The organism is Streptomyces sp. NPDC051364 (genome assembly GCF_040682115.1).
In the GTDB taxonomy this organism is placed as follows: domain Bacteria; phylum Actinomycetota; class Actinomycetes; order Streptomycetales; family Streptomycetaceae; genus Streptomyces.
Genome location: NZ_JBFBAH010000003.1, coordinates 231,802 through 253,858, shown reverse-complemented (window position 1 = coordinate 253,858; position 22,057 = coordinate 231,802). Strand labels below are relative to the sequence as shown.

17 protein-coding genes are annotated in these 22,057 nt (G+C 70.8%); all 17 read left to right on the top strand.

Annotation, left to right across the window (positions count from 1 at the left end; genetic code table 11):
* Position 1: 1 nt before the first annotated feature.
* The 17 genes from AB0M76_RS08190 to AB0M76_RS08110 all read left to right on the top strand — a co-directional run bounded on the left by AB0M76_RS08190 (position 2) and on the right by AB0M76_RS08110 (position 22,016).
* Positions 2–346, top strand: coding sequence for a DUF4233 domain-containing protein (locus AB0M76_RS08190; protein ID WP_266994449.1), 345 nt, complete (start codon positions 2–4; stop codon positions 344–346).
* Positions 347–421: 75 nt separating this feature from the next.
* Entirely contained in the window at positions 422–835 is a 414-nt protein-coding gene (ndk, locus tag AB0M76_RS08185) for a nucleoside-diphosphate kinase (RefSeq protein ID WP_266629291.1), read from the top strand.
* 293 nt (positions 836–1,128) lie between these two features.
* Positions 1,129–2,148, top strand: a complete 1,020-nt coding sequence (locus AB0M76_RS08180) for a rod shape-determining protein (protein WP_069923827.1) — start codon at positions 1,129–1,131, stop codon at positions 2,146–2,148.
* Positions 2,149–2,275: 127 nt separating this feature from the next.
* Positions 2,276–3,220 carry a rod shape-determining protein MreC gene (mreC, locus tag AB0M76_RS08175; RefSeq protein ID WP_365952117.1) on the top strand — a complete coding sequence of 315 codons (945 nt, stop codon included), beginning with the start codon at positions 2,276–2,278 and terminating at the stop codon, positions 3,218–3,220.
* 12 nt (positions 3,221–3,232) lie between these two features.
* Positions 3,233–3,937, top strand: a complete 705-nt coding sequence (gene mreD, locus AB0M76_RS08170) for a rod shape-determining protein MreD (protein ID WP_266667077.1) — start codon at positions 3,233–3,235, stop codon at positions 3,935–3,937.
* Positions 3,938–3,950: 13 nt separating this feature from the next.
* Complete coding sequence (gene mrdA / locus AB0M76_RS08165; RefSeq protein ID WP_365952116.1) at positions 3,951–6,131, top strand: penicillin-binding protein 2; 2,181 nt, start codon at positions 3,951–3,953, stop codon at positions 6,129–6,131.
* Between the two features lie 15 nt (positions 6,132–6,146).
* The gene (rodA, locus tag AB0M76_RS08160) at positions 6,147–7,346 is read left to right on the top strand and encodes a rod shape-determining protein RodA (RefSeq protein WP_365952115.1); all 1,200 of its coding nucleotides are present in this window, start codon (positions 6,147–6,149) and stop codon (positions 7,344–7,346) included.
* An 83-nt stretch (positions 7,347–7,429) separates the two neighbouring features.
* On the top strand, positions 7,430–8,953 hold the full coding sequence (locus tag AB0M76_RS08155; RefSeq protein ID WP_365952114.1) for a CYTH and CHAD domain-containing protein: 1,524 nt from the start codon (positions 7,430–7,432) through the stop codon (positions 8,951–8,953).
* 80 nt (positions 8,954–9,033) lie between these two features.
* Positions 9,034–10,977, top strand: coding sequence for a TIGR03960 family B12-binding radical SAM protein (locus tag AB0M76_RS08150; protein ID WP_365952113.1), 1,944 nt, complete (start codon positions 9,034–9,036; stop codon positions 10,975–10,977).
* Positions 10,978–11,493: 516 nt separating this feature from the next.
* Entirely contained in the window at positions 11,494–11,646 is a 153-nt protein-coding gene (locus tag AB0M76_RS08145) for a hypothetical protein (protein WP_365952112.1), read from the top strand.
* A gap of 51 nt (positions 11,647–11,697) precedes the next feature.
* Positions 11,698–12,678 carry a hypothetical protein gene (locus tag AB0M76_RS08140; protein ID WP_365952111.1) on the top strand — a complete coding sequence of 327 codons (981 nt, stop codon included), beginning with the start codon at positions 11,698–11,700 and terminating at the stop codon, positions 12,676–12,678.
* A 127-nt stretch (positions 12,679–12,805) separates the two neighbouring features.
* Positions 12,806–13,585, top strand: coding sequence for a TIGR03936 family radical SAM-associated protein (locus AB0M76_RS08135; protein ID WP_365952351.1), 780 nt, complete (start codon positions 12,806–12,808; stop codon positions 13,583–13,585).
* Between the two features lie 234 nt (positions 13,586–13,819).
* Positions 13,820–17,839 (top strand): Rne/Rng family ribonuclease, encoded by a 4,020-nt coding sequence (locus AB0M76_RS08130; RefSeq protein WP_365952110.1) that lies wholly within the window; start codon positions 13,820–13,822, stop codon positions 17,837–17,839.
* A 268-nt stretch (positions 17,840–18,107) separates the two neighbouring features.
* Positions 18,108–18,428 carry a 50S ribosomal protein L21 gene (gene rplU / locus AB0M76_RS08125; RefSeq protein WP_008738952.1) on the top strand — a complete coding sequence of 107 codons (321 nt, stop codon included), beginning with the start codon at positions 18,108–18,110 and terminating at the stop codon, positions 18,426–18,428.
* 13 nt (positions 18,429–18,441) lie between these two features.
* Positions 18,442–18,696 carry a 50S ribosomal protein L27 gene (gene rpmA / locus AB0M76_RS08120; protein WP_030027134.1) on the top strand — a complete coding sequence of 85 codons (255 nt, stop codon included), beginning with the start codon at positions 18,442–18,444 and terminating at the stop codon, positions 18,694–18,696.
* Between the two features lie 177 nt (positions 18,697–18,873).
* A complete protein-coding gene (obgE, locus tag AB0M76_RS08115; protein WP_365952109.1) occupies positions 18,874–20,319 on the top strand; it encodes a GTPase ObgE in 1,446 nt (481 codons plus the stop codon).
* Between the two features lie 77 nt (positions 20,320–20,396).
* Complete coding sequence (locus AB0M76_RS08110) at positions 20,397–22,016, top strand: glycosyltransferase family 2 protein (RefSeq protein WP_365952108.1); 1,620 nt, start codon at positions 20,397–20,399, stop codon at positions 22,014–22,016.
* The last annotated feature ends 41 nt before the right edge of the window (positions 22,017–22,057 follow it).

Here is a 22,057-nt window from a genome sequence, read left to right as displayed (position 1 = left end):
GATGCGCACGCTGTGTGCTTCGACGCTGATCGGCGAGTTCTTCGTGATCGGTTTCGCGGGGCTGGTCGCGATGAAGAACCCGGATCTGACCCAGGCCACGGTCTGGACGGTCTGCGGGGTCGCCATGCTGCTGTCGGTGCTGCTGTGCGGGATGCTGTCGCGTCCCGGCGCGGTGCAGATCGGCTGGGCCCTGCAGATCGGTCTGATCCTGAGCGGGTTCTTCGTGCCGATGATGTTCTTCCTCGGTGCGGTGTTCGCGGGGCTGTGGTGGTGCTCGGTGCACTACGGCGGCAAGATCGACGCGATCAAGGCCCGCTGGGCCGCGCAGAGCGAGGCGCAGGCCTGACGGGCCCGTGCTCCGGCCCTGTCCAGCCCCTGTAGCCTCGGGTAACCGCACCCGTTTGCCGCAAGGAGTTACAACATGACCCAGCGCACGCTCGTCCTGCTCAAGCCGGACGCGGTCAGGCGTGGCCTGGTGGGCGAGATCATCGGCCGTATCGAGCGCAAGGCCGGCTGGAGCATCCCGGCGCTGGAGCTGCGTACGCTCGACCGGAGCATCCTGGAGCAGCACTACGCCGAGCACGTGGGCCGCCCGTTCTACGAGCCCCTCATGGGCTTCATGGCGAGCGGCCCGATCGTGGCCCTCGTGGTGGAAGGGGAACGCGTGATCGAGGGTGTCCGCCAGTTGGCCGGACCGACCGACCCGATCGCCGCGGCGCCCGGCTCCATCCGGGGGGACTTCGGCACGATCACCCGGGAGAACCTCATCCACGCCTCGGACTCCGAGGAGTCCGCCGAGCGCGAGCTGAAGCTGTTCTTCCCCACCCTGGGATGAGTCCTTCCTGACGTAACATCAGCCGAATAGCGCTCATGACCTGGGGCGACCGAAGTAATTTCGGTCGCCCTTCGGTATTGCCGCGCACTTGCGGGAACGCATGGGCAGGACACGTCGTCACCACTAAGGGGGCGGGTCTCCGTTCCGGCGGGATTGCCGGAGTCCCGTCGCGCGGTGTTCATGCTTGCGGCACTACGATGGGGCCTCCACCCACACACCCACCTCGCCGACCTGACAGCAGCCGCTATCAACTGGAAGGCCAGACGCTCCTCATGGGGAACAAGGGGAACAACATGTCGTTCATCGGCCGTGACATGGCGATCGACCTCGGGACCGCCAACACGCTGGTGTACGTGAGGGGCCGGGGGATCGTCCTGAACGAGCCGTCCGTGGTCGCCATCAACACGAACACCGGCGGCATCCTGGCGGTCGGCTCCGAGGCGAAGAAGATGATCGGCCGGACGCCCGGCAACATCGTCGCCGTCAGGCCCCTCAAGGACGGCGTCATCGCCGACTTCGAGATCACCGAGCGTATGCTCCGGTACTTCATCCTCAAGATCCACAAGCGCCGCTACCTGGCCCGCCCGCGCGTCGTGGTCTGCGTACCCTCCGGCATCACGGGAGTGGAGCGGCGCGCCGTCATCGAGGCGTCCACGCAGGCCGGTGCCCGCCAGGTGCACATCATCGAGGAGCCGATGGCCGCCGCCATCGGCGCGGGCCTGCCCGTCCACGAGGCCACCGGCAACATGGTCGTGGACATCGGCGGCGGCACCACCGAGGTCGCCGTCATCTCCCTCGGCGGAATCGTCACGGCACAGTCCATCCGGGTGGCCGGCGACGAGCTCGACAACGCGATCATCCAGCACATCAAGAAGGAGTACTCGCTCCTCCTCGGTGAGCGCACCGCCGAGCAGATCAAGATCACCATTGGGTCGGCCTACGACCTCGACAAGGACGAACACACCGAGATCCGCGGCCGCGACCTGGTCTCCGGCCTCCCCAAGACGGTCGTGATCTCCGCAGCCGAGGTCCGCAAGGCCATCGAGGAGCCGGTCAACGCCATTGTCGACGCGGTCAAGACGACCCTCGACAAGTGCCCGCCGGAGCTCTCCGGCGACATCATGGACCGCGGCATCGTCCTGACCGGCGGCGGCGCCCTGCTGCGCGGGCTCGACGAGCGGCTGCGCCGCGAGACGGGCATGCCGATCCACATCGCGGAGGACCCGCTCGACTCCGTGGCGCTCGGCTCCGGCAAGTGCGTGGAGGAGTTCGAGGCGCTCCAGCAGGTCCTGGACGCCCAGCCCCGGCGCTGATACAGACCCCCGTCCGGGGGCCATGCGGAACACAAGGATCCGCCGTACGGGTGCTGCCGCGCCCGTGCGGCGGATCGTTGATATACAGACGAAGAAGAATCCGACGAGGAAGGCACGGCCGCCGCACGTGAGGGACACACGAGAAAGCCGGCTGCTCCTGGTGCTCCTGATCGCCATCGCGTTCGCATTGATCACGGTGGACATCAGGGCAGGCGAGGAGTCACCGGTCGACGGCGCCCGGCAGGCCGCCGCAGCGGTCTTCGGCCCGGTCGAGGAAGGTGTGGCGACCGCGGTCGATCCGGTCGCCAACGCCATAGGGGCGGTACGGGACTCCGGCGAGCGTCACAACCGCATCGCCACGCTGGAGCGCGAGAACGCGGCGCTGAAGGCCAAGCTGGGCAGCGACGACCAGACCCGCAGCCGCATCCACGAGCTCGACGAGATGCTCAAGCGGGCCGGCGCCGGACAGTACGGCATCAAGGGCGCCGAGGTCATCGCCATAGGAGCGGCCCAGGGTTTCTCCTGGACCGTCACCATCGACGCCGGCAGCAAGGACGGCATCGAACGCGACATGACCGTCCTCAACGGGGAAGGGCTCGTCGGCCGGGTCGCCACCGTCGGCCCCGACACCGCCACCGTCGTCCTCGCCAACGACCCCGACTTCACCGTGGGCACCCGCCTGGAGAAGACCGGCGAGCTCGGCTTCGCCACCGGCCAGGGCGACCGCTCCCTGTCCGTGCAGATGCTCAACGGCAAGGCCAAGGTCAGCCCCGGCGACCGGCTCGTCACGTTCGGCTCCCGCGGCAACAAGCCGTTCGTGCCCGGCGTCCCGATCGGCGAGGTGGTCAAGGTCGACCCCTCGCGCGGCGACCTGACCCGCACCATCTGGGTGCGCCCGTTCGTCGGCTTCTCGCGCCTGGACATCGTCGGCGTCGTCGTCATGCCGCCGCGCGAGGACCCGCGCGACGCCGTCCTGCCCCCCAAGCCCGAGGTGAAGCCGACCCCGACGGTCACCGTCACGGTCACCCCGTCACCGTCCGCCAGCGTGCCCGGCAAGCCGGACGACGAGTAGGAGCTGACCCTCATGCGCTTCAACCGGATCCTGCTCTCGGCCACGCTCATCGTGGTCGCCCTCGTCGTCCAGGTCTCCGTCCTGGGCCGGCTGCAACTGCCCGGCGCCGTGCCCGACCTGGTCCTGCTCACCGTCGTCGCCCTCGCCCTCGTGTACGGGCACCTCAGCGGCGCGCTCATCGGCTTTGCCGCCGGACTCCTGGCCGACCTGGCCCCGCCCGCCGACCACGCCGCCGGGCGGTACGCGCTCGTACTCTGCGTCATCGGGTACGCCGCCGGCCTGGTCCGCCCCGACTCCGGGCGGTTCCGCTCCGCCTGGGGCCCGATGCTGACCGTCGTCGCCGCCGCGATCGGCTCCACCCTGCTCTACGCCGGGGTGGGCGCCCTCGTCGGCGACACCGCCGCCCGCCACGTCGGGCTCACCGGGCTGCTGTTCACCGCGACCCTCTACGACCTGCTGCTCGCGCCGTTCACCGTGCCGTTCATCATGGCGCTGGCCCGGCGCGCCGAGAACGACCCGATGGCCGTCGAGGCGAACGGCGGACAGGCCAAGGCCGCCGACGTGTCCTCCGGCTGGCTCTCCGGCGGCACCGGCCTGCGCATCGGCAGCCAGCGCGGCGGCCTGCGGCTGAAGACGGCCCGCAGCCGAGCCAACAAGGCCGGCCGGATAAAGGGCGTCAAGGGAATCAAGGGTGTGAAGAGCGTCAAGAAGCTGTGAGGGAGGAGCAGACGTGACCAATGTTCCGGAGACCGGCCGCACCCCCCGGGTGCAGATCCGGCTGATCATGATCCAGGTCCTCGTCTTCTCAACGCTGTTCACCCTCGGCGGCCGGCTCTGGTTCCTCCAGATCCGCGACGGCGCGGAGTACTACCACGAGGCGAAGAGCAACCACGTCCAGCGGGTCGTCCAGCCGGCCGTGCGCGGCTCGATCCTCGACGCCCGCGGGGTCCCGCTCGCCGACAACGAGACCCGCCTGGTCGTCTCCGCCAGCCGCACCAAGCTCATGAAGATGAAGGACAGGGGCAAGGACGTCATGACCCGCCTCGCCGACGTCTTGGACATGAGCCCCAAGGAGGTCATGGAAAAGGTCCGGCTCTGCGACTCCCAGACCCCCGCGCCCTGCTGGAACGGCTCCCCGTACCAGCCGATTCCGGTCACCCTCGAAGCCACCACGCAGCAGGCGCTGCAGCTGCGCGAACGCCCCGAGGAGTTCCCCGGCATCACCGCGGAGCCCACCGCCGTCCGCCGCTACCCGGCTCCCGGCGGGGCCCGCACCGCGCAGGTGCTCGGCTACCTCTCGCCGGTCACCGACGACGAGATCCAGAAGGCCAAGGACACCGACTCGCCGCATCTGCGCTCCGATCAGGTCGGCCGCTCCGGGATCGAACGCACATATGACAAGCAGTTGCGCGGCAAGGCGGAAGTCACCTCGTACGAAGTCGACAACCTCGGCCGGGTCATGGGCCAGACCAAGTCCGACCCGGGCGTGGCCGGGGCCACCCTCATCACCAGCATCGACACCCGGGTCCAGGCCGTCGCCGAGTACGAGCTCCAGCAGGCGATGAAGACCGTCCGCAACGAGACCGACAACATCACCGGCCGCAAGTACGAGGCCGACTCGGGCGCCGTCGTCGTCATGGAGGCCAAGACCGGCCGGGTCGTCGCGATGGCCTCCCAGCCCGACTACGACCCCAACGCCTGGGTCGGCGGCATTTCCGGCAAGGACTACGCCAGGCTCACCAGCAAGAACTCCAACTACCCGCTGCTGAACCGGGCCATCCAGGGCCAGGCCCCCGCCGGCTCCATCTTCAAGGTGGTGTCGGCGAGCGCGGCCGTGCGGGCCGGCTACGACTTCGACGGCAAGTACAACTGCAGCGCTTCCTACAACATGGGCGGCCGGAGCTTCGCGAACTTCGAGTCCAAGGGGCACGGCCCCATCACCCTGGGCGAAGCCCTCAAGTTCTCCTGCAACACCGTCTTCTACGCCCTCGGGCACAAGGAGTGGCAGCGCGACGGCGGCCTCACGCCCAAGAAGGATGCCCACGACTGGTTCTACCGGACCGCCCGGGAGTTCGGACTCGGCGCCGAGACCGGCGTCGACCTGCCGAACGAGGTCACCGGCCGTATCCCCGACCGCAGGTGGAAGCAGAGCTTCTGGAAGGCCAACAAGGACTCCTGGTGCAAGCAGGGCAAGAAGGGCGGCACCTACGTCGAGCAGATCGCCTACGAGAGCTGCCTCGAAGGCAATCAGCTGAAGGCCTACGACAGCATCAACTTCGCCATCGGGCAGGGCGACGTACTCGTCACCCCCATCCAGATGGCCACCGCCTACTCCGCGATCAGCAACGGGGGCACCCTTTACGACCCCACGGTCGGCAAGGCCGTGATCAGTCCCGACGGCAAGCGCGTCGAGATGATCAAGCCGCGGGCGCACGGCAGGCTGCCGATCGACGCCCACACCATCGGCAACCTGGACAGGGGTCTGCGCATGGTCGTCGAGCCCGGCGGCACCGCCGCCTGGCGGTTCATGGGCTGGCCGCAGGACAAGATCCCGATGCACGCCAAGACCGGCACCGCCCAGGTCTACGGCAAGCAGACCACTTCCTGGCTGGCGACCTACACCAAGGACTTCACGATCGTCATGACGATCTCCCAGGGCGGCACCGGCTCCGGAGCCTCCGGCCCCGCCGTCCGCAGCCTCTACAACGCCATCTACGGTCTCGACATGGCCGGCAAGCAGGACCTGAAGAAGGCCCTGCTGCTGGGACCGGAGACCAAACTGCCCAAGATCGACCCCGACGGCTCCATCGAATCCCCCGAGATCCGGCCGTACGTGCCGCCGTCGCCGGAAGAGCCGGACCCGCCCGCGCTCGCCGGGCCGCCCGCCGCGTCCCCCGCACGGCCAGACTGAGGACCGAAAACCGACATGCAGACCGCCAACAAGTTCTCCGTATCCCGGTACGCGCCCGAGCGCGGCGCGATGGCCAAGCTGACCTCGCGCGACTCGGTGCTGCGCCGGCTCGACTGGCCGATACTCCTCGCGGCGCTCACCCTGTCCTTCATCGGCGCCCTGCTGGTGTGGTCGGCGACCCGCAACCGCACCCAGCTCAACCAGGGCGACCCGTACTACTTCCTGGTCCGGCACGCCCTGAACACCGGCATCGGGCTCGTCCTGATGATCGGCACCATCTGGCTCGGGCACCGCACCCTGCGCGGCGCCGTGCCGATCCTGTACGGGCTCTCCCTGGTGCTCATCCTCGCCGTGCTCACCCCGCTCGGCGCCACCATCAACGGCGCCCACGCGTGGATCGTGATCGGCGGCGGCTTCTCGCTCCAGCCCTCCGAGTTCGTGAAGATCACGATCATCCTGGTCATGGCCATGCTGCTGGCCACCCGGGTGGACGCGGGCGACCTCGCCCACCCCGACCACCGCACCGTGGTCAAGGCGCTGTGCCTGGCCGCCGCCCCGATGGGCATCGTCATGCTGATGCCCGACCTCGGCTCCGTCATGGTCATGGTCATCATCGTGCTCGGCGTCCTGCTCGCCTCCGGCGCCTCCAACCGCTGGGTGCTGGGGCTGATGGGCTCCGGCGCGGCCGGGGCCATCCTGATCTGGCAGCTCGGCGTGCTCGACGAGTACCAGATCAACCGCTTCGCGGCCTTCGCGAACCCCGAACTCGACCCCGCCGGCGTCGGCTACAACACCAACCAGGCGCGCATCGCGATCGGCTCCGGCGGACTGACCGGCTCCGGGCTCTTCAAGGGCTCGCAGACCACCGGCCAGTTCGTGCCCGAGCAGCAGACCGACTTCGTCTTCACGGTGGCGGGGGAGGAGCTGGGCTTCCTCGGTGCCGGGCTGATCCTGGTCCTGCTCGGCATCATCCTCTGGCGGGCCTGCATGATCGCCCGCGAGACCACCGAGCTGTACGGGACGATCGTGTGCGCCGGGATCATCGCCTGGTTCTCCTTCCAGGCGTTCGAGAACATCGGGATGACGCTCGGGATCATGCCGGTGGCCGGGCTCCCGCTGCCGTTCGTCTCCTACGGGGGCTCGTCCATGTTCGCGGTGTGGGTGGGGGTCGGACTGCTGCAGTCGATCAGGGTGCAACGGCCGATGTCGGCCTAGCGGGGGCCGATCTTCGGCCGCATTCCGCAGCCGATTCGCCGTTCACCCTGCCGTCGTGATCCGTTCAGGACTAAGTTCGATCCATGGCGGACACGAAACGCGAGATCGAGCGCAAATTCGAGTTCACGACGAGCAAGGCCGCGCGCCGCGGAGTCCCGGACCTGACCGGCACGGCCGCGATCGCGGCCGTCGCCGACCGGGGCACCGTCGACCTCGACGCGGTCTACTACGACACCCCCGACCAGCGGCTCGCCGCAGACGGCCTCACCCTCAGACGCCGCACCGGCGGCGCCGACGCCGGCTGGCACCTCAAACTGCCCGTCTCCCCGGGCGTCCGCGACGAGATCGCCGCCCCCCTCAGCGACACCGTCCCCCGCTCTCTCGCCTCCCTCGTCCGCTCCCGCGTCCGCGACACCCCCCTGGAACCCCAGGTCCGGCTGCTCTCCTCCCGTCGCGTCACCCACCTCCTCGACGCCGACGGCGCCCTCCTCGCCGAACTCTCCACCGACGACGTCCGCGCAGAGCGCGACGAGGCCGCCGCAGCCTGGACCGAGGTCGAGGTCGAACTCGCCGACGGCGTCGACCCCGCCCTCCTCGACGCCGTCGAGAAGAAGTTCCGCAAAGCCGGACTCCACGTCTCCGACGCCCCCTCCAAACTCGCCCGCGCCCTCACCGAGACCGGCACCGCGCCGCCCCCCCGGCCCGAACCCGCCTCCGCCGAGGACACCGCGGGCGCGCACGTCCTCGCGTACCTGCGCGAACAGCGCGACGCCCTCGTCGCCCAGGACCCCGCCGTCCGCCGCAACCTGCCCGACTCCGTCCACCAGATGCGGGTCGCCTGCCGCCGCATGCGCAGCGCATTCAAGACCCACCGCAAGGTCCTCGACCGCACCGTCACCGACCCCCTCGGCGAAGAGCTGCGCTGGCTGGCCGCCGAGCTCGGCCTCGACCGCGACCAGGAAGTCCTGTCCGAGCGCATCCAGACCCGCATCACCGAGCTCCCCCGCACCCTCATGCTCGGACCCGTCCGCGGGCGCCTGCGGGTCTGGAACAACGCCCGCCGCTCGGGAACCCGGCGCCGCGCCCTCGCCGCCCTCGACGGCAAGCGGTACGCCGCCCTGCTCGACGCCCTCGACGCCCTGCTGGCCGACCCGCCCCTGCTCCCCGGCGCGGCCAGGCCCGCCGCCCGGGCCCTGTCCAAGGCCGCCCTGCGCGACTACGGGCGGCTCGCCACCCGCGTCGCGGGCGCCCTAGACCTGAATCCGGGCCACGAGCGCGACCTGGCCCTCCACGAAGCCCGCAAGGCCGCCAAACGCGCCCGCTACGCGGCGGAGGCCGCCGCACCCGCGCTCGGCAAACCGGCAAAACAGCTGGCCAAGGCCATGAAGTCGGTCCAGACCCTGCTCGGAGACCACCAGGACAGCGTCGTCGCCCGCGAAGCCCTGCACGGCCTCGGCGTCCAAGCGGCCGGAGCCGGAGAGTCCGCCTTCACCTGGGGCGTGCTCTACGCCCGCGAGGAAGCTCTGGCCGAGCGGCGCGAACGGGAACTTCCGGACGTATGGGCGCAGGCCTCCGATCCCGCGCTCCGGGCGGACCTCGCCGCCTAGGCGGTGATCTTGGCGGCAGGCGGCGGCTGCGCCTCGGGTTACGCTTGAGAGTCGCCCCCTGCCCGCTTCACGAAAGTCGCGTGATGTCCGAGTCGGTCTTCCCACAGCTCGAAGCTCTGCTCCCGCATGTGCAGAAGCCCATCCAGTACGTCGGCGGTGAGCTCAACTCCACCGTCAAGCCGTGGGATTCGTGTGACGTCCGCTGGGCGCTCATGTACCCGGACGCGTACGAGGTCGGGCTGCCCAACCAGGGCGTCATGATCCTGTACGAGGTGCTGAACGAGCGCGAGGGCGTGCTGGCGGAGCGCACGTACAGCGTGTGGCCCGACCTCGAAGAGCTGATGCGCGAGCACAAGGTGCCGCAGTTCACCGTGGACAGCCACCGCCCCGTGGGTGCCTTCGACGTGTTCGGCCTGTCCTTCTCCACGGAGCTGGGCTACACGAACATGCTCACGGCCCTGGACCTGGCGGGCATCCCGCTCGAGGCCAGGAACCGTACGGTCGACCACCCGATCGTCCTCGCGGGCGGCCACGCGGCCTTCAACCCCGAGCCGATCGCGGAATTCATCGACTGCGCGGTCATCGGCGACGGCGAGCAGGCCGTCCTCGACATGACCGAGATCATCCGCACGTGGAAGGCCGAGGGCCGTCCGGGCGGGCGCGAGGAAGTCCTCTTCCGCCTGGCCAGGACCGGCCAGGTCTACGTGCCGGGCTTCTACGACGTCGACTACCTGCCCGACGGTCGCATCGCGCGCGTCGCCCCGAACAAGTCGGGCGTCCCGTACCGCGTGTCCAAGCACACGGTCATGGACCTCGACGAGTGGCCGTACCCCAAGCAGCCGCTGGTCCCGCTCGCCGAGACCGTCCACGAGCGGATGTCCGTCGAGATCTTCCGCGGCTGCACCCGCGGCTGCCGTTTCTGCCAGGCCGGCATGATCACGCGCCCCGTGCGGGAGCGAAGCATCACCGGCATCGGCGAGATGGTCGAGAAGGGTCTGAAGGCGACCGGCTTCGAGGAGGTCGGCCTCCTGTCGCTCTCGTCGGCGGACCACTCCGAGATCGCGGACATCGCCAAGGGCCTCGCGGACCGCTACACGGACGACAAGGTGGGCCTGTCCCTGCCGTCGACCCGCGTGGACGCGTTCAATGTGGACCTGGCGAACGAGCTGACCCGCAACGGGCGTCGCTCCGGTCTGACCTTCGCCCCCGAGGGCGGCTCCGAGCGCATGCGCAAGGTCATCAACAAGATGGTCTCGGAAGAGGACCTGATCCGGACGGTGGCCACCGCGTACGGCAACGGCTGGCGGCAGGTGAAGCTGTACTTCATGTGCGGCCTGCCCACCGAGACCGACGAGGACGTGCTCCAGATCGGCGACATGGCGGTCAACGTCATCGCCAAGGGCCGCGAAGTCTCCGGCCAGAACGACATCCGCTGCACGGTGTCGATCGGCGGATTCGTGCCGAAGCCGCACACCCCGTTCCAGTGGGCGCCGCAGCTGTCGGCCGAGGAGACGGACGCCCGCCTGGGCAAGCTCCGTGACAAGATCCGGGCCGACAAGAAGTACGGCCGCTCGATCGGCTTCCGCTACCACGACGGCAAGCCGGGCATCGTCGAGGGCCTCCTCTCGCGCGGCGACCGCCGCATCGGCGACGTGATCCGTGCCGTGTACGAGTCGGGTGGCCGCTTCGACGGCTGGCGAGAGCACTTCTCGTACGACCGCTGGATGGAGGCCGCGGAGAAGACGCTGCCGGCCTACGGCGTGGACGTGGCCTGGTACACGACGCGCGAGCGTACCTACGAGGAGGTCCTGCCCTGGGACCACCTGGACTCCGGTCTCGACAAGGACTGGCTCTGGGAGGACTGGCAGGACGCCCTCGACGAAACAGAGGTCGAGGACTGCCGCTGGACCCCGTGCTTCGACTGCGGCGTGTGCCCTGAGCTCGGAACGAACATCCAGATCGGGCCGACCGGGAAGAAACTGCTCCCGCTGAGCGTGGTGGGCGGCGACTCCCAGAAGGCGTGACGCTGTGCGCATGTCCCCCTGCCGGAAGGCGGGGGGACATGCGCATTTCTATAGGCGGACCGTGAACTCGTCCCTGGTCGTCACGAGTCGTCGGCGTACGTCGTCCGGCATGACGAGCTCCGTGTGGATCTGAAGGGCGCGGACCTTCCGGACCTTGGTCCTTCTCCTGACGCATGGGCGAGGTGGTGCCCTCCGCGAGCACCGATAGCCGCACGGACAGCAGCGCGCGCGGCGCGTTTGCCGGCAAGGACCCCTCGTCCCTCTCCAGATCGGCCAGGAGGGCTGCATCTGCCGCCGTCCATGAGGGGACTGCTGGTGTGCCCGTATTCGCATGCCTATTCATGCCGGGAAAATAGTCATGGGAGGTGAGGGGATTTTCAGGCATGTTTGAGGTCGGTCGAAGTTGACCTCATGTGTGCGTGGTTGTTTCTGGTTTCGCTCACGAATCGAATGCATGAGATGAAATGTGCTATTGCTTTCCGGCGGTAAGTCTCATTCTCTGTGGGGAGTCGGCTGATGACCATGGTCGAGATCGACATCGACGAGGAAGCGCTGGCTCTCGCTGCCGAGGCGCTCGGTACCCACACGGCTGAGGACACCGTGAATGCGGCCCTGTGGGAGGTCGCGATGCTCGCCCGGCGTGGGTGGGTGCCCGGGTCCATCGACTGACCGGAGGTCTCCCGCCGCAACGGTCGGGGGGTTCTGGGTGTCCTTAGCGGTATGGAACTCGACAAGCGGCAGTCCGCGGACAGTGGCGAGGGCTGCCTCGTGGGGGTCGTCCGGATACCCGTCAAGATCGTGGCGCTGATCGTCGTACTGCCCGTACGGGTGGTTTGGGATCTGCTCGTTGCGTTCGGGCAGGCCGTTCAGCGGCATGTGCTGGGGCCCTTCTCCGTGTACGTCCTCCAGCCGGTGCTGCGCGGGATCGGCTGGGTGCTGACCGTGCTGCTCAAGCTGATGTTCGTCTGGCCTTGGGTCGGTCTGTGGCGGTATGTGCTCCAGCCCGTGTACGCGTATCTCGTCGCTCCCGTCGGGCGGGCTCTGTACACGTACCTCCTGCACCCGCTCGGTGCGGCGCTGGCCTGGGCCGGGCGTGGCGGGATGCGGTATCTGCTCGCCCCGCTGGCCAAGGGCGTGATGTGGCTCGTGTGGGCGCTCTGCATGACCCTGTTCGTCTGGCCCTGGGTGGGGCTGTGGCGGTACGTGCTCGCACCCGTCGGGCGGGGGCTGCTGTGGGTGGCCGGGGTGTTCTACCGGCACGTGCTCACCCCGGTCGGGCATGGACTGGCCGTCATCGGGTCCGTGGTCTACCGGTATCTGCTGCGGCCCGTGGGGGTCGGGGTGTACCGGTACGTGCTCGTGCCCCTCTGGCAGGTGCTCGTCTGGGCCTGGCACGTCGCCGGGCGGATCGTGCGGGCCGTGTGGCGGGGAGTCCGGCTGGTCGGGTGGGTGCTCGTGGGCTGGCCCGTGTCGCAGGTGTACCGGCACGTGCTGACGCCGGTCGGACATGTCGTCCGGGAGGTGTGGCGCACCGTCCGCGCCACCGTCCGCGAGGTCCGGGCCGATGTGCGAAGGGTGCTGTTCGGGGGCCCCGGCCGGGAACCGGCGAGGTCACGGGCGCGTACTCTGGGTAGTACGACAGCCGCAGGCAAAAACGCGCCCGCCCCCGAGATCTCCCTGCACGAACAGAAGCAGGGGTGAGCCGGAGGGCACGGTGTGGCCGGCAGGCTCACCAGACCTCAGGGCGACGCGCGAGCCGCGGAGCCCCGCACAAGGAGAAGAACCACTGGGCAAGCGACAGCCCGAAGGCCCACCCCCCGCACCGGTGGTGCAGCGCATCCGACTGCGCTACACCAAGCGCGGCCGCCTCCGGTTCACCAGCCACCGAGACTTCCAGCGCGCGTTCGAGCGGGCCCTGCGCCGCGCCGAGGTGCCCATGGCGTACTCGGCAGGCTTCACCCCGCACCCGCGCGTCTCGTACGCGAACGCCGCGCCGACCGGCACCGGCAGCGAGGCCGAGTACCTCGAGATCGCCCTCGCCGAGCACCGCGACCCCGAGCAGCTCCGCGAGCTCCTCGACGAGTCGATGCCGCTCGGGCTCGACATCATCGAGGCCGTCGAGGCCCGTACCTCCGGGCTCGCCGACCGGCTGACGGCCTCCGTATGGGAGCTGCGGCTGGACGGCGTGGAGGTCGCCGACGTCGAGCGCGCGGTCGAGGCCTTCCTGGCCGCCGAGGCGGTCGAGGTGCAGCGACGCACCAAAAACGGCATGCGCAGCTTCGACACCCGGGGCGCCGTAGTGAGCCTCGAGGCGGTTCCTACCCCGGCTGATAGGCCGCTGGACAATGCCTGTGCGATACTGCGGCTGGTTGTTCGGCATCTGACACCTGCCGTGCGACCCGACGACGTCCTGTCCGGTCTCCGAGCTGTGGCCGACCTGGCGCCGCCGGTCCCCGCAGCGGTGACCAGGCTGGCGCAGGGGCTCTTCGACGAGGAGTCCGGCACGGTGACCGACCCGCTCGCGCCCGACCGCGAGGCTGTCACGGCCGCCCCACCCACGGCCGCCGTAGCCGCCGACGCGAAGGCGCCGGAAGGTCCCGCCGCGTAGGGATCGTCGTCGTCGCGCAGCCCTGGCACTCGGGAGCCACCTGGGTCGGGCCGCGCACTCACCTGAAGACTTCCGCCAGGCCGTACGGACAAGACGTACGGAACCGGCGGCCATGGACTACAGCTCCCGTGTGGCGAACGCGCCCCGGAGGCCGGTTCCGCGCTGATCGCGCGGGGCCGTGCCGGACCGGAAGTCAGCCGCGGCGCCCGGGAGCGTGACGGGAGAACCGCCCGCATGCTCAACAACGAAACCAACAACACCCCCGGTGGCGCCGACAGCGGCAGCCCGAGCGACAACCTGCCTCCGCGCAGGCGTCGCCGTGCCGCGTCGCGGCCCGCCGGCCCGCCCGGCGCGACCGCCACCCCGGCCGCCGAGGTGACCGAGGCCGCTCCGGCCGCCCCCGCCGCCGCCGTCGAGGAGGCCGCTCCGGCCGCCGCACCGGCCCGTACCCGCCGCCGCGCGACCCGCGCCGTGGCCGCCACCGAGACTCCTGCCGCCGAGGCCGTCGCCCCGGCCGCCGAGGAGGCCGCTGCTCCCGCGCCGCGTGCCCGTCGTCGTGCGACCCGTGCCGTGGCCGCTCCCGAGGCTCCGGCCGCTGCCGAGGCCGTCGTAGAGGCTGCCGCCCCCGCCGCTCCGGTTGTCGAGGAGGCTGCGGCTCCCGCGCCGCGTGCCCGTCGCCGTGCGACCCGCGCTGTGGCCGCTCCCGAGGCTCCGGCCGCTGCCGAGGCTCCGGCCGCTGCCGAGGCCGTCGTAGAGGCTGCCGCCCCCGCCGCTCCGGCTGTCGAGGAGGCTGGGGCTCCCGCGCCGCGTGCCCGTCGTCGTGCGACCCGCGCTGTGGCCGCTCCTGAGGCTCCGGCCGCTGCCGAGGCCGTCGTAGAGGCTGCTGCCCCGGCCGCTCCGGTTGTCGAGGAGGCCGCTGCTCCCGCGCCGCGTGCCCGCCGCCGTGCCACCCGCGCCGTCGCCGCTCCTGAGGCGCCCGCCGCCGAGGTCGCCGAGGCCGTCGTGGAGGAGGCCGCTCCCAAGGCCACCGTCACCGTCGCCGACGCCGTGGACTCCCCGAAGCGCGGCGGCCGCCGCCGCGCCACCCGCTCCGCAGCCTCCGCCGCTCCGGCCGCCCAGGCCGCTCCGGTGGAGCCCGCCGCCGAGGAGGAGCCCGCCGCTCCGGCTCGTGGCCGCCGCGCCGCGCGCCCCGCCGTGGCCGTGTTCCAGGCCCCGGTCTTCACCGAGCCGATGTTCCAGACCCCGGAGACCGCCGCCATGGCCGCCGCGGCCGCCGCCGCAGCCGGCGAGGCGGAAGAGGTCGAGGAAGAGGAAGAGCTCGAGGCCGAGGCCGAGGCCGTCCAGGCCCCCGCCCCGCAGCCGGCCGGCCGTCGTCGCCGCCGTGGCCGCGGTGCGGTCGAGGCCGCCCCGGCCGCCGAGTCCGCGCCGGTGTCGCTGGCCGACGTGGAGCGTGTCGAGGACGAGGCCGAGGCCGCCGAGCTCGACGAAGAGGCTGCCGAGTTCGAAGAGGGCGACGAGACGGGCGAGCGTCCGTCCCGCCGTCGCCGTCGTGGCGGCCGTCGCCGTCGCCGCGGTGAGGCCGCCGACCTGGACGAGTCCGCCGAGGACGAGGCCGAGGAGGCCGCCGAGCAGGAGGCGGAAGAGGAAGAGGCCGAAGAGGACGAGGAGACCGGCGCCCTGGGCTCCAGCTCCAGCCGTCGCCGCCGTCGCCGCCGCCGCCGCAGCGGCGAGCCCTCCGACGCCACGGCCGAGGGCGAAGCGGGCGAGGAGGACGGCGTACGCACCGTCGTCAAGGTCCGCGAGCCGCGCCCGGCGCGCGAGAAGGCCGAGCCGTCCGACGAGGTGCAGTCCATCAAGGGCTCGACCCGTCTGGAGGCGAAGAAGCAGCGCCGCCGCGAGGGCCGCGAGCAGGGCCGCCGCCGCGTGCCGATCATCACCGAGGCCGAGTTCCTGGCCCGCCGTGAGGCCGTCGAGCGCGTGATGGTCGTCCGCCAGGCCGGCGAGCGCACCCAGATCGGCGTCCTCGAGGACAACGTGCTCGTCGAGCACTACGTCAACAAGGAAGAAGCCACCTCGTACGTCGGCAACGTCTACCTGGGCAAGGTCCAGAACGTGCTGCCGTCGATGGAGGCCGCCTTCATCGACATCGGCAAGGGCCGCAACGCCGTCCTGTACGCCGGCGAGGTCAACTTCGAGGCGCTCGGCATGGCCAACGGGCCGCGCCGCATCGAGTCCGCCCTCAAGTCCGGCCAGTCGGTCCTGGTGCAGGTCACCAAGGACCCGATCGGCCACAAGGGCGCCCGCCTGACCAGCCAGGTCTCGCTGCCCGGCCGCTACCTGGTCTACGTGCCCGAGGGCTCGATGACCGGTATCAGCCGCAAGCTGCCCGACACCGAGCGCGCGCGCCTGAAGACCATCCTCAAGAAGATCGTCCCCGAGGACGCGGGCGTCATCGTGCGCACCGCCGCCGAAGGCGCGAGCGAGGACGAGCTGCGCCGCGACGTCGAGCGTCTGCAGGCCCAGTGGGAGGACATCCAGAAGAAGTCGAAGCAGATCTCGACCTCTTCGCCGAGCCTCCTGTACGGCGAGCCGGACATGACCGTCCGCGTCGTGCGCGACATCTTCAACGAGGACTTCACGAAGGTCATCGTCAGCGGTGACAGCGCCTGGGAGACCATCCACGGCTACGTGAACCACGTGGCCCCGGACCTGGCCGACCGGCTGTCGCGCTGGACCTCCGAGGTGGACGTCTTCGCGACGTACCGGATCGACGAGCAGCTCGCCAAGGCGCTCGACCGCAAGGTGTGGCTGCCCTCGGGCGGTTCCCTCGTGATCGACAAGACCGAGGCGATGATCGTCATCGACGTCAACACCGGCAAGTTCACCGGTCAGGGCGGCAACCTCGAAGAGACCGTCACCAGGAACAACCTGGAGGCGGCCGAGGAGATCGTGCGCCAGCTGCGGCTGCGCGACCTCGGCGGCATCGTCGTCATCGACTTCATCGACATGGTCCTGGAGTCGAACCGCGACCTGGTCCTGCGGCGCATGCTGGAGTGCCTGGGCCGCGACCGTACGAAGCACCAGGTCGCCGAGGTGACCTCGCTGGGTCTGGTCCAGATGACCCGCAAGCGGGTGGGCCAGGGCCTGCTGGAGTCCTTCTCCGAGACCTGTGTCCACTGCAACGGGCGCGGTGTGATCGTGCACATGGAGACGCCGACCGCGATCGGCGGCGGTGGCAACGGCAAGCGCGCGAAGCGGCGCGGCGGCCGCGGCCACGAGCACGACCACGAGATCGAGGGCGCTGCGACCGTCGAGCACGAGGCGCTCGAAGCCGAGACCGAGGCCGAGGTGGCCGCCGAGCTCGCGGCGCCGGTGGCGCTGCCCGAGCCGGCGTTCGTCGCGGACGAGGAGCTCTACGGCAGCCCGGCGGAGGCGGAGGCCGCGGCCGGCCTGAGCGGCCGTCGCAACCGTCGCCGTGCCACTCGCAAGGCGACCGCTCCGGCGGGTGCCCCGCGCGGTGCGGCAGCCCAGGCGGCTCCGGCCCCCGTGGCCGAGGCCGAGCCCGTCGCCGCCCCGGCGGCGGAGCCGGTGCCCGAGGCAGAGCCGGTGACCGAGGCGGCCGACACGGTGCTCGAGCCGGTCTCCGAGGTCGTCGCCGAGGCCGTGGAGGCCGCCGAGACGGTCGAGGCCGCGCCCAAGGGCCGCACGCGTCGCCGTGCCACCCGCAAGGCCACCGCCCCGGCGGGTGCCCCGGCTGCGGCCGAGGCCGCCCCGGAGCCCGAGCCGGTCGTCGAGGCCGCCCCCGAGCCCGTCGTGGAGGCGGAGCCCGAGCCCGTCGCCGAGGCGCCGGTCGAGGAGGCCCCCGTGGCGGAGGCCGCACCGGCCCGTCCGCGTCGGCGTGCCACCCGTAAGGCCACCGCACCCGCCGGTTCCCCGGCAGGCGCGGCGGAGGCTGCCGTACTGGTCGTCGAGACCCCCGCCGCCGAGCCCGAGGCCGCCCCGGCCCCGGCCGAGGCAGCGGAGGCCGCAGAGGCCGAGGAGGCTGCCCCGGCGGCCAAGAAGGCGGTCCGCAAGACGGCCGCCAAGAAGGCCCCGGCGAAGAAGGCCACCGCCGCCAAGAAGGCGACGGCCGCCAAGAAGACCGTCGCGAAGAAGGCGACGGCCAAGAAGACCGTGGCGAAGCGGGCGACGAAGAAGACCGCGGCGGCCGAGCAGCAGTCGCAGCCGTCCGTCTCGGCTCCGACCGAAGCCTGATCCGCTGTACGGCCGTGGGCCCCGCCGAGAGGCGGGGCCCACGGCCGTGCGGGGCCCGGTTTGACCCTCCGGAACCGGCCCCGTAACCTAGACCGTCGGCATGTCCTAGATGGTTACGTCTAGTGCGCGTCGCGCTCCTGAGCACCTTCCTCCGGCCGGGCACCGCCCGCAGGAGAGGCCGCTCGTCCAATCCGGATCCGTACGGGCCCCAGGCCCGTCTGAGCGGCTGGCTTCAGGAGCATCCGTCCCGAGTGAGAGAGAGATCCGCGTGTACGCCATCGTGCGCAGCGGTGGTCGCCAGCACAAGGTTGCTGTTGGTGACATCGTTGAGGTTGACAAGATTTCCACTGCCAAGGTTGGCGACACGGTCGAGCTCTCGACCCTGCTCGTTGTCGACGGCGACGCCGTGACCAGCGACCCGTGGGTCCTGGCCGGCATCAAGGTCCAGGCCGAGATCGTGGACCACCACAAGGGTGCCAAGATCGACATCCTTCGGTACAAGAACAAGACCGGCTACCGCCGTCGCCAGGGTCACCGCCAGCAGTACACGGCGATCAAGGTCACCGGTATCCCCGCGGCTGCGAAGTAAGAGGGACTGAGACATGGCACACAAGAAGGGCGCATCGTCCACCCGGAACGGGCGCGATTCCAATGCTCAGCGGCTCGGCGTGAAGCGCTTCGGCGGTCAGGTCGTTTCCGCCGGCGAGATCCTCGTCCGCCAGCGCGGCACCCACTTCCACCCGGGCTCGGGTGTCGGTCGTGGTGGCGACGACACGCTGTTCGCGCTGCAGGCCGGTGCCGTGCAGTTCGGCACGCACCGTGGCCGCAAGGTCGTCAACATCGTTCCGGCCGCCTGATCCAGCTCCTGCTGATCAGCGGTACGTAACTTCCCGAGGGCGGATCTCAGCTCTTCCCGGCGCAAGCCGGGAAGAGAGGTCCGCCCTCGGCGCGTTGGCACATAGGCACGGTTAGGCACGTTTAATGGGCAGCAAGGCCTGCCCGGGACATTCCCGTATGTATCTGGAGGAACAACCATGACCACCTTCGTGGACCGCGTCGAGCTGCATGTCGCCGCGGGTAACGGGGGCCACGGCTGCGCCTCCGTTCACCGGGAGAAGTTCAAGCCGCTCGGCGGCCCCGACGGCGGCAACGGCGGCCGTGGCGGCGACGTCATCCTGGTGGTGGAGCAGGCGATCACCACCCTGCTGGACTACCACCACAGCCCGCACCGCAAGGCCACCAACGGCCAGCCCGGCGCCGGCGACAACCGCTCCGGCAAGGACGGCCAGGACCTGGTCCTGCCCGTGCCGGACGGCACCGTCGTCCTCGACAAGGAGGGCAACGTCCTCGCCGACCTGGTCGGCCAGGGCACCACCTTCATCGCGGGCCAGGGCGGCCGCGGCGGCCTCGGCAACGCCGCGCTCTCCTCTGCCCGCCGTAAGGCCCCCGGCTTCGCGCTCCTCGGCGTCCCCGGCACCGCCGGCGACATCGTCCTGGAGCTCAAGACCGTCGCCGACGTGGCGCTGGTCGGCTTCCCGAGCGCCGGCAAGTCCTCGCTGATCTCGGTGCTCTCCTCCGCCAAGCCGAAGATCGCGGACTACCCCTTCACCACCCTCGTCCCGAACCTGGGCGTCGTCACCGCGGGCTCGACGGTCTACACGATCGCCGATGTCCCGGGCCTGATCCCCGGCGCCAGCCAGGGCAAGGGCCTCGGCCTGGAGTTCCTGCGCCACGTCGAGCGCTGCTCGGTGCTCGTGCACGTGCTGGACACCGCCACCCTGGAGTCCGACCGTGACCCGATCGCCGACCTCGACGTCATCGAGGAGGAGCTCAAGCTCTACGGCGGCGGCCTGGAGAAGCGCCCGCGCCTCGTCGTCCTGAACAAGGTCGACATCCCGGACGGCCAGGAGCTCGCCGACATGGTCCGCCCTGACCTGGAGGCGCGCGGCTACAAGGTCTTCGAGGTCTCAGCGGTCGCCCGTACGGGCCTCAAGGAGCTCTCCTACTTCCTCGCCGAGGTCATCGCCAAGGCCCGCGCCCGGAAGCCGAAGGAGGAGGCGACCCGTATCGTCATCCGCCCGAAGGCCGTGGACGACTCCGGCTTCACCATCACCTACGACGAGGTCGAGGACGTCTACAACGTGCGCGGTGAGAAGCCGGAGCGCTGGGTCCGCCAGACCGACTTCAACAACGACGAGGCCGTGGGCTACCTGGCCGACCGCCTCAACCGCCTCGGTGTCGAGGACGCGCTGAAGAAGGCCGGTGCCCGTGCGGGTGACGGTGTCGCCATCGGCTCCGACGAGAACGCGGTCGTCTTCGACTGGGAGCCGACCATGATGGCCGGCGCCGAGATGCTGGGCCGCCGCGGTGAGGACCACCGCCTGGAGGCTCCGCGTCCGGCCACCACCCGCCGCAAGGAGAAGGAAGCCAAGCGCGGGGACTCGGTGCAGCAGGAGTACGACGAATTCCGGCCCTTCTGATCTGCTGCTTTGCCGTTCTTGTGCCCCGGACGGCGGAGTTGAAGTGATGTTTACCCCGGTCGCCTAGGATCCACTGGGTGAGCAGCACCAACACTCCCAGCGTTTCCGTCGTGGTGATCGCGTACAACGACGCCGTGCTCGTGGGCGAGGCCGTGGCTTCGGCTCTCGCCCAGGGCCCGGTGGTCGCCGAGGTGATCGCCGTGAACGACGCCTCGTCCGACGGCACCGCGCGGGTGCTGGACGAGCTGGCCGCCGCCCATCCCCGCCTCGAGGTCGTGCACCGCACGGAGAACAGCGGCGGATGCGGTACCCCGCGCAACGACGGGATCGCGCGTGCGACCTCGCCGTACGTCCTCTTCCTCGACAGCGACGACATCCTGCCCCCGGGGGCGGCCGACGCCCTCGTACGCGCCGCCGAGGCGCACCGCGCGCCGGTGACCGTCGGCGCGTGCGTACGCCGTGAGCTGCCGCAGTACCACGACGTGCCCTGGATGCCCGGGCTGTACACCGCGGGCGATGTGATCGAGCGGCCCGCGGACCGGCCCGAGCTGGTCCGCGACACCCTCTGCGTCAACAAGCTGTACGACCGGTCCTTCCTGGAAAAGCATGCGATCCGCTTTCCCGACGGCCGATTCGTCTACGAGGACTTCGTCTTCACCGCGCGCGTGCTGTCCGCCGCGCCCCGCATCGCCGTCATCGGCGACCTCGTCTACGTCTGGCACGTGCGCCGCAGTGCCGCCCAGGTGTCGATCTCCCTGGACCGCAAGGACGTCGGCAACTGGCGCTCCCGGATCGAGGCCCACCGCACGGCCTGCCGGATCATCACCGACTCCTCCCCGCAGCTGGGCCTCGCCTGCCAGGTGAAGTTCCTGGAGTACGACCTGCGCATGTACCTGCGCGAGCTCGGCAAGGACCCCGAGTACCAGGCCGCCTGGTGGACGCTGACCCGCGACTACCTCGCCGGGTTCGACGAGGCCGCGATCGAGGCCGCCGGGGCGCACGCCCGCTGGATCGTCCGGCTGCTGCTGGCGGCCCCGGCCCCGCCCGCCGACGTGGAGCGGCTCACCCGCTTCGCCGCCGAGCCGCCGCGGCTGCTGCCCCCGTACGCGACCGGCCCGGGCGGGCTGCCCGTGTGGAGCGAGGAGCTCCCGGTGGTCCTGGACGGGCTGGACGGGCTGCCGGTCGCCGATCTGCCCGTCAGCATCGACGCCGAACCGGTCGGCGCCGGCCGGCTCCGGATCCGGGTGCGCGACCTGTACGGGCGCCTCGCCGAGGCCGGACCCCGCACCGCCCGGCTGCGCTTCGTACCGCGCTCGGGCGGGGAGCCCGTCCTCGACCGGCCCGTGGAGCTGCGCCCCGCCGCCGACGGTGACGGCTGGACCGCCGCGCTGCCGTTCCGGCTCACCGGCGTGGCCGCCGCCGGGCGCCGCCAGGGTCGCCGCGGCATGCAGGCGTGGGGCGTCCAGGTGGGCGTGGAGTTCGCCGACGGGAGCTCCCTGGTCACCTCCCCGCGCCCCCTCGACGACCTCCTCCACCGCCGGGCGCTGCCCAGCAGCAGGTACGGTGTTCTGCTGGCGCAGCCGTTCCGCACGGGCGGAGGATCGCTGGCCCTGCGGCTCGCGCCGGGTGCCGCGGGCGCGCTGAGCCTCGTACGCAACCGTCTCCACCGGGCCCGGGCAGGCCGCGGATCGGAGTGAAGACAGGCGGCGATCGCAAGGTCGCCCGAGATTTCGGACAG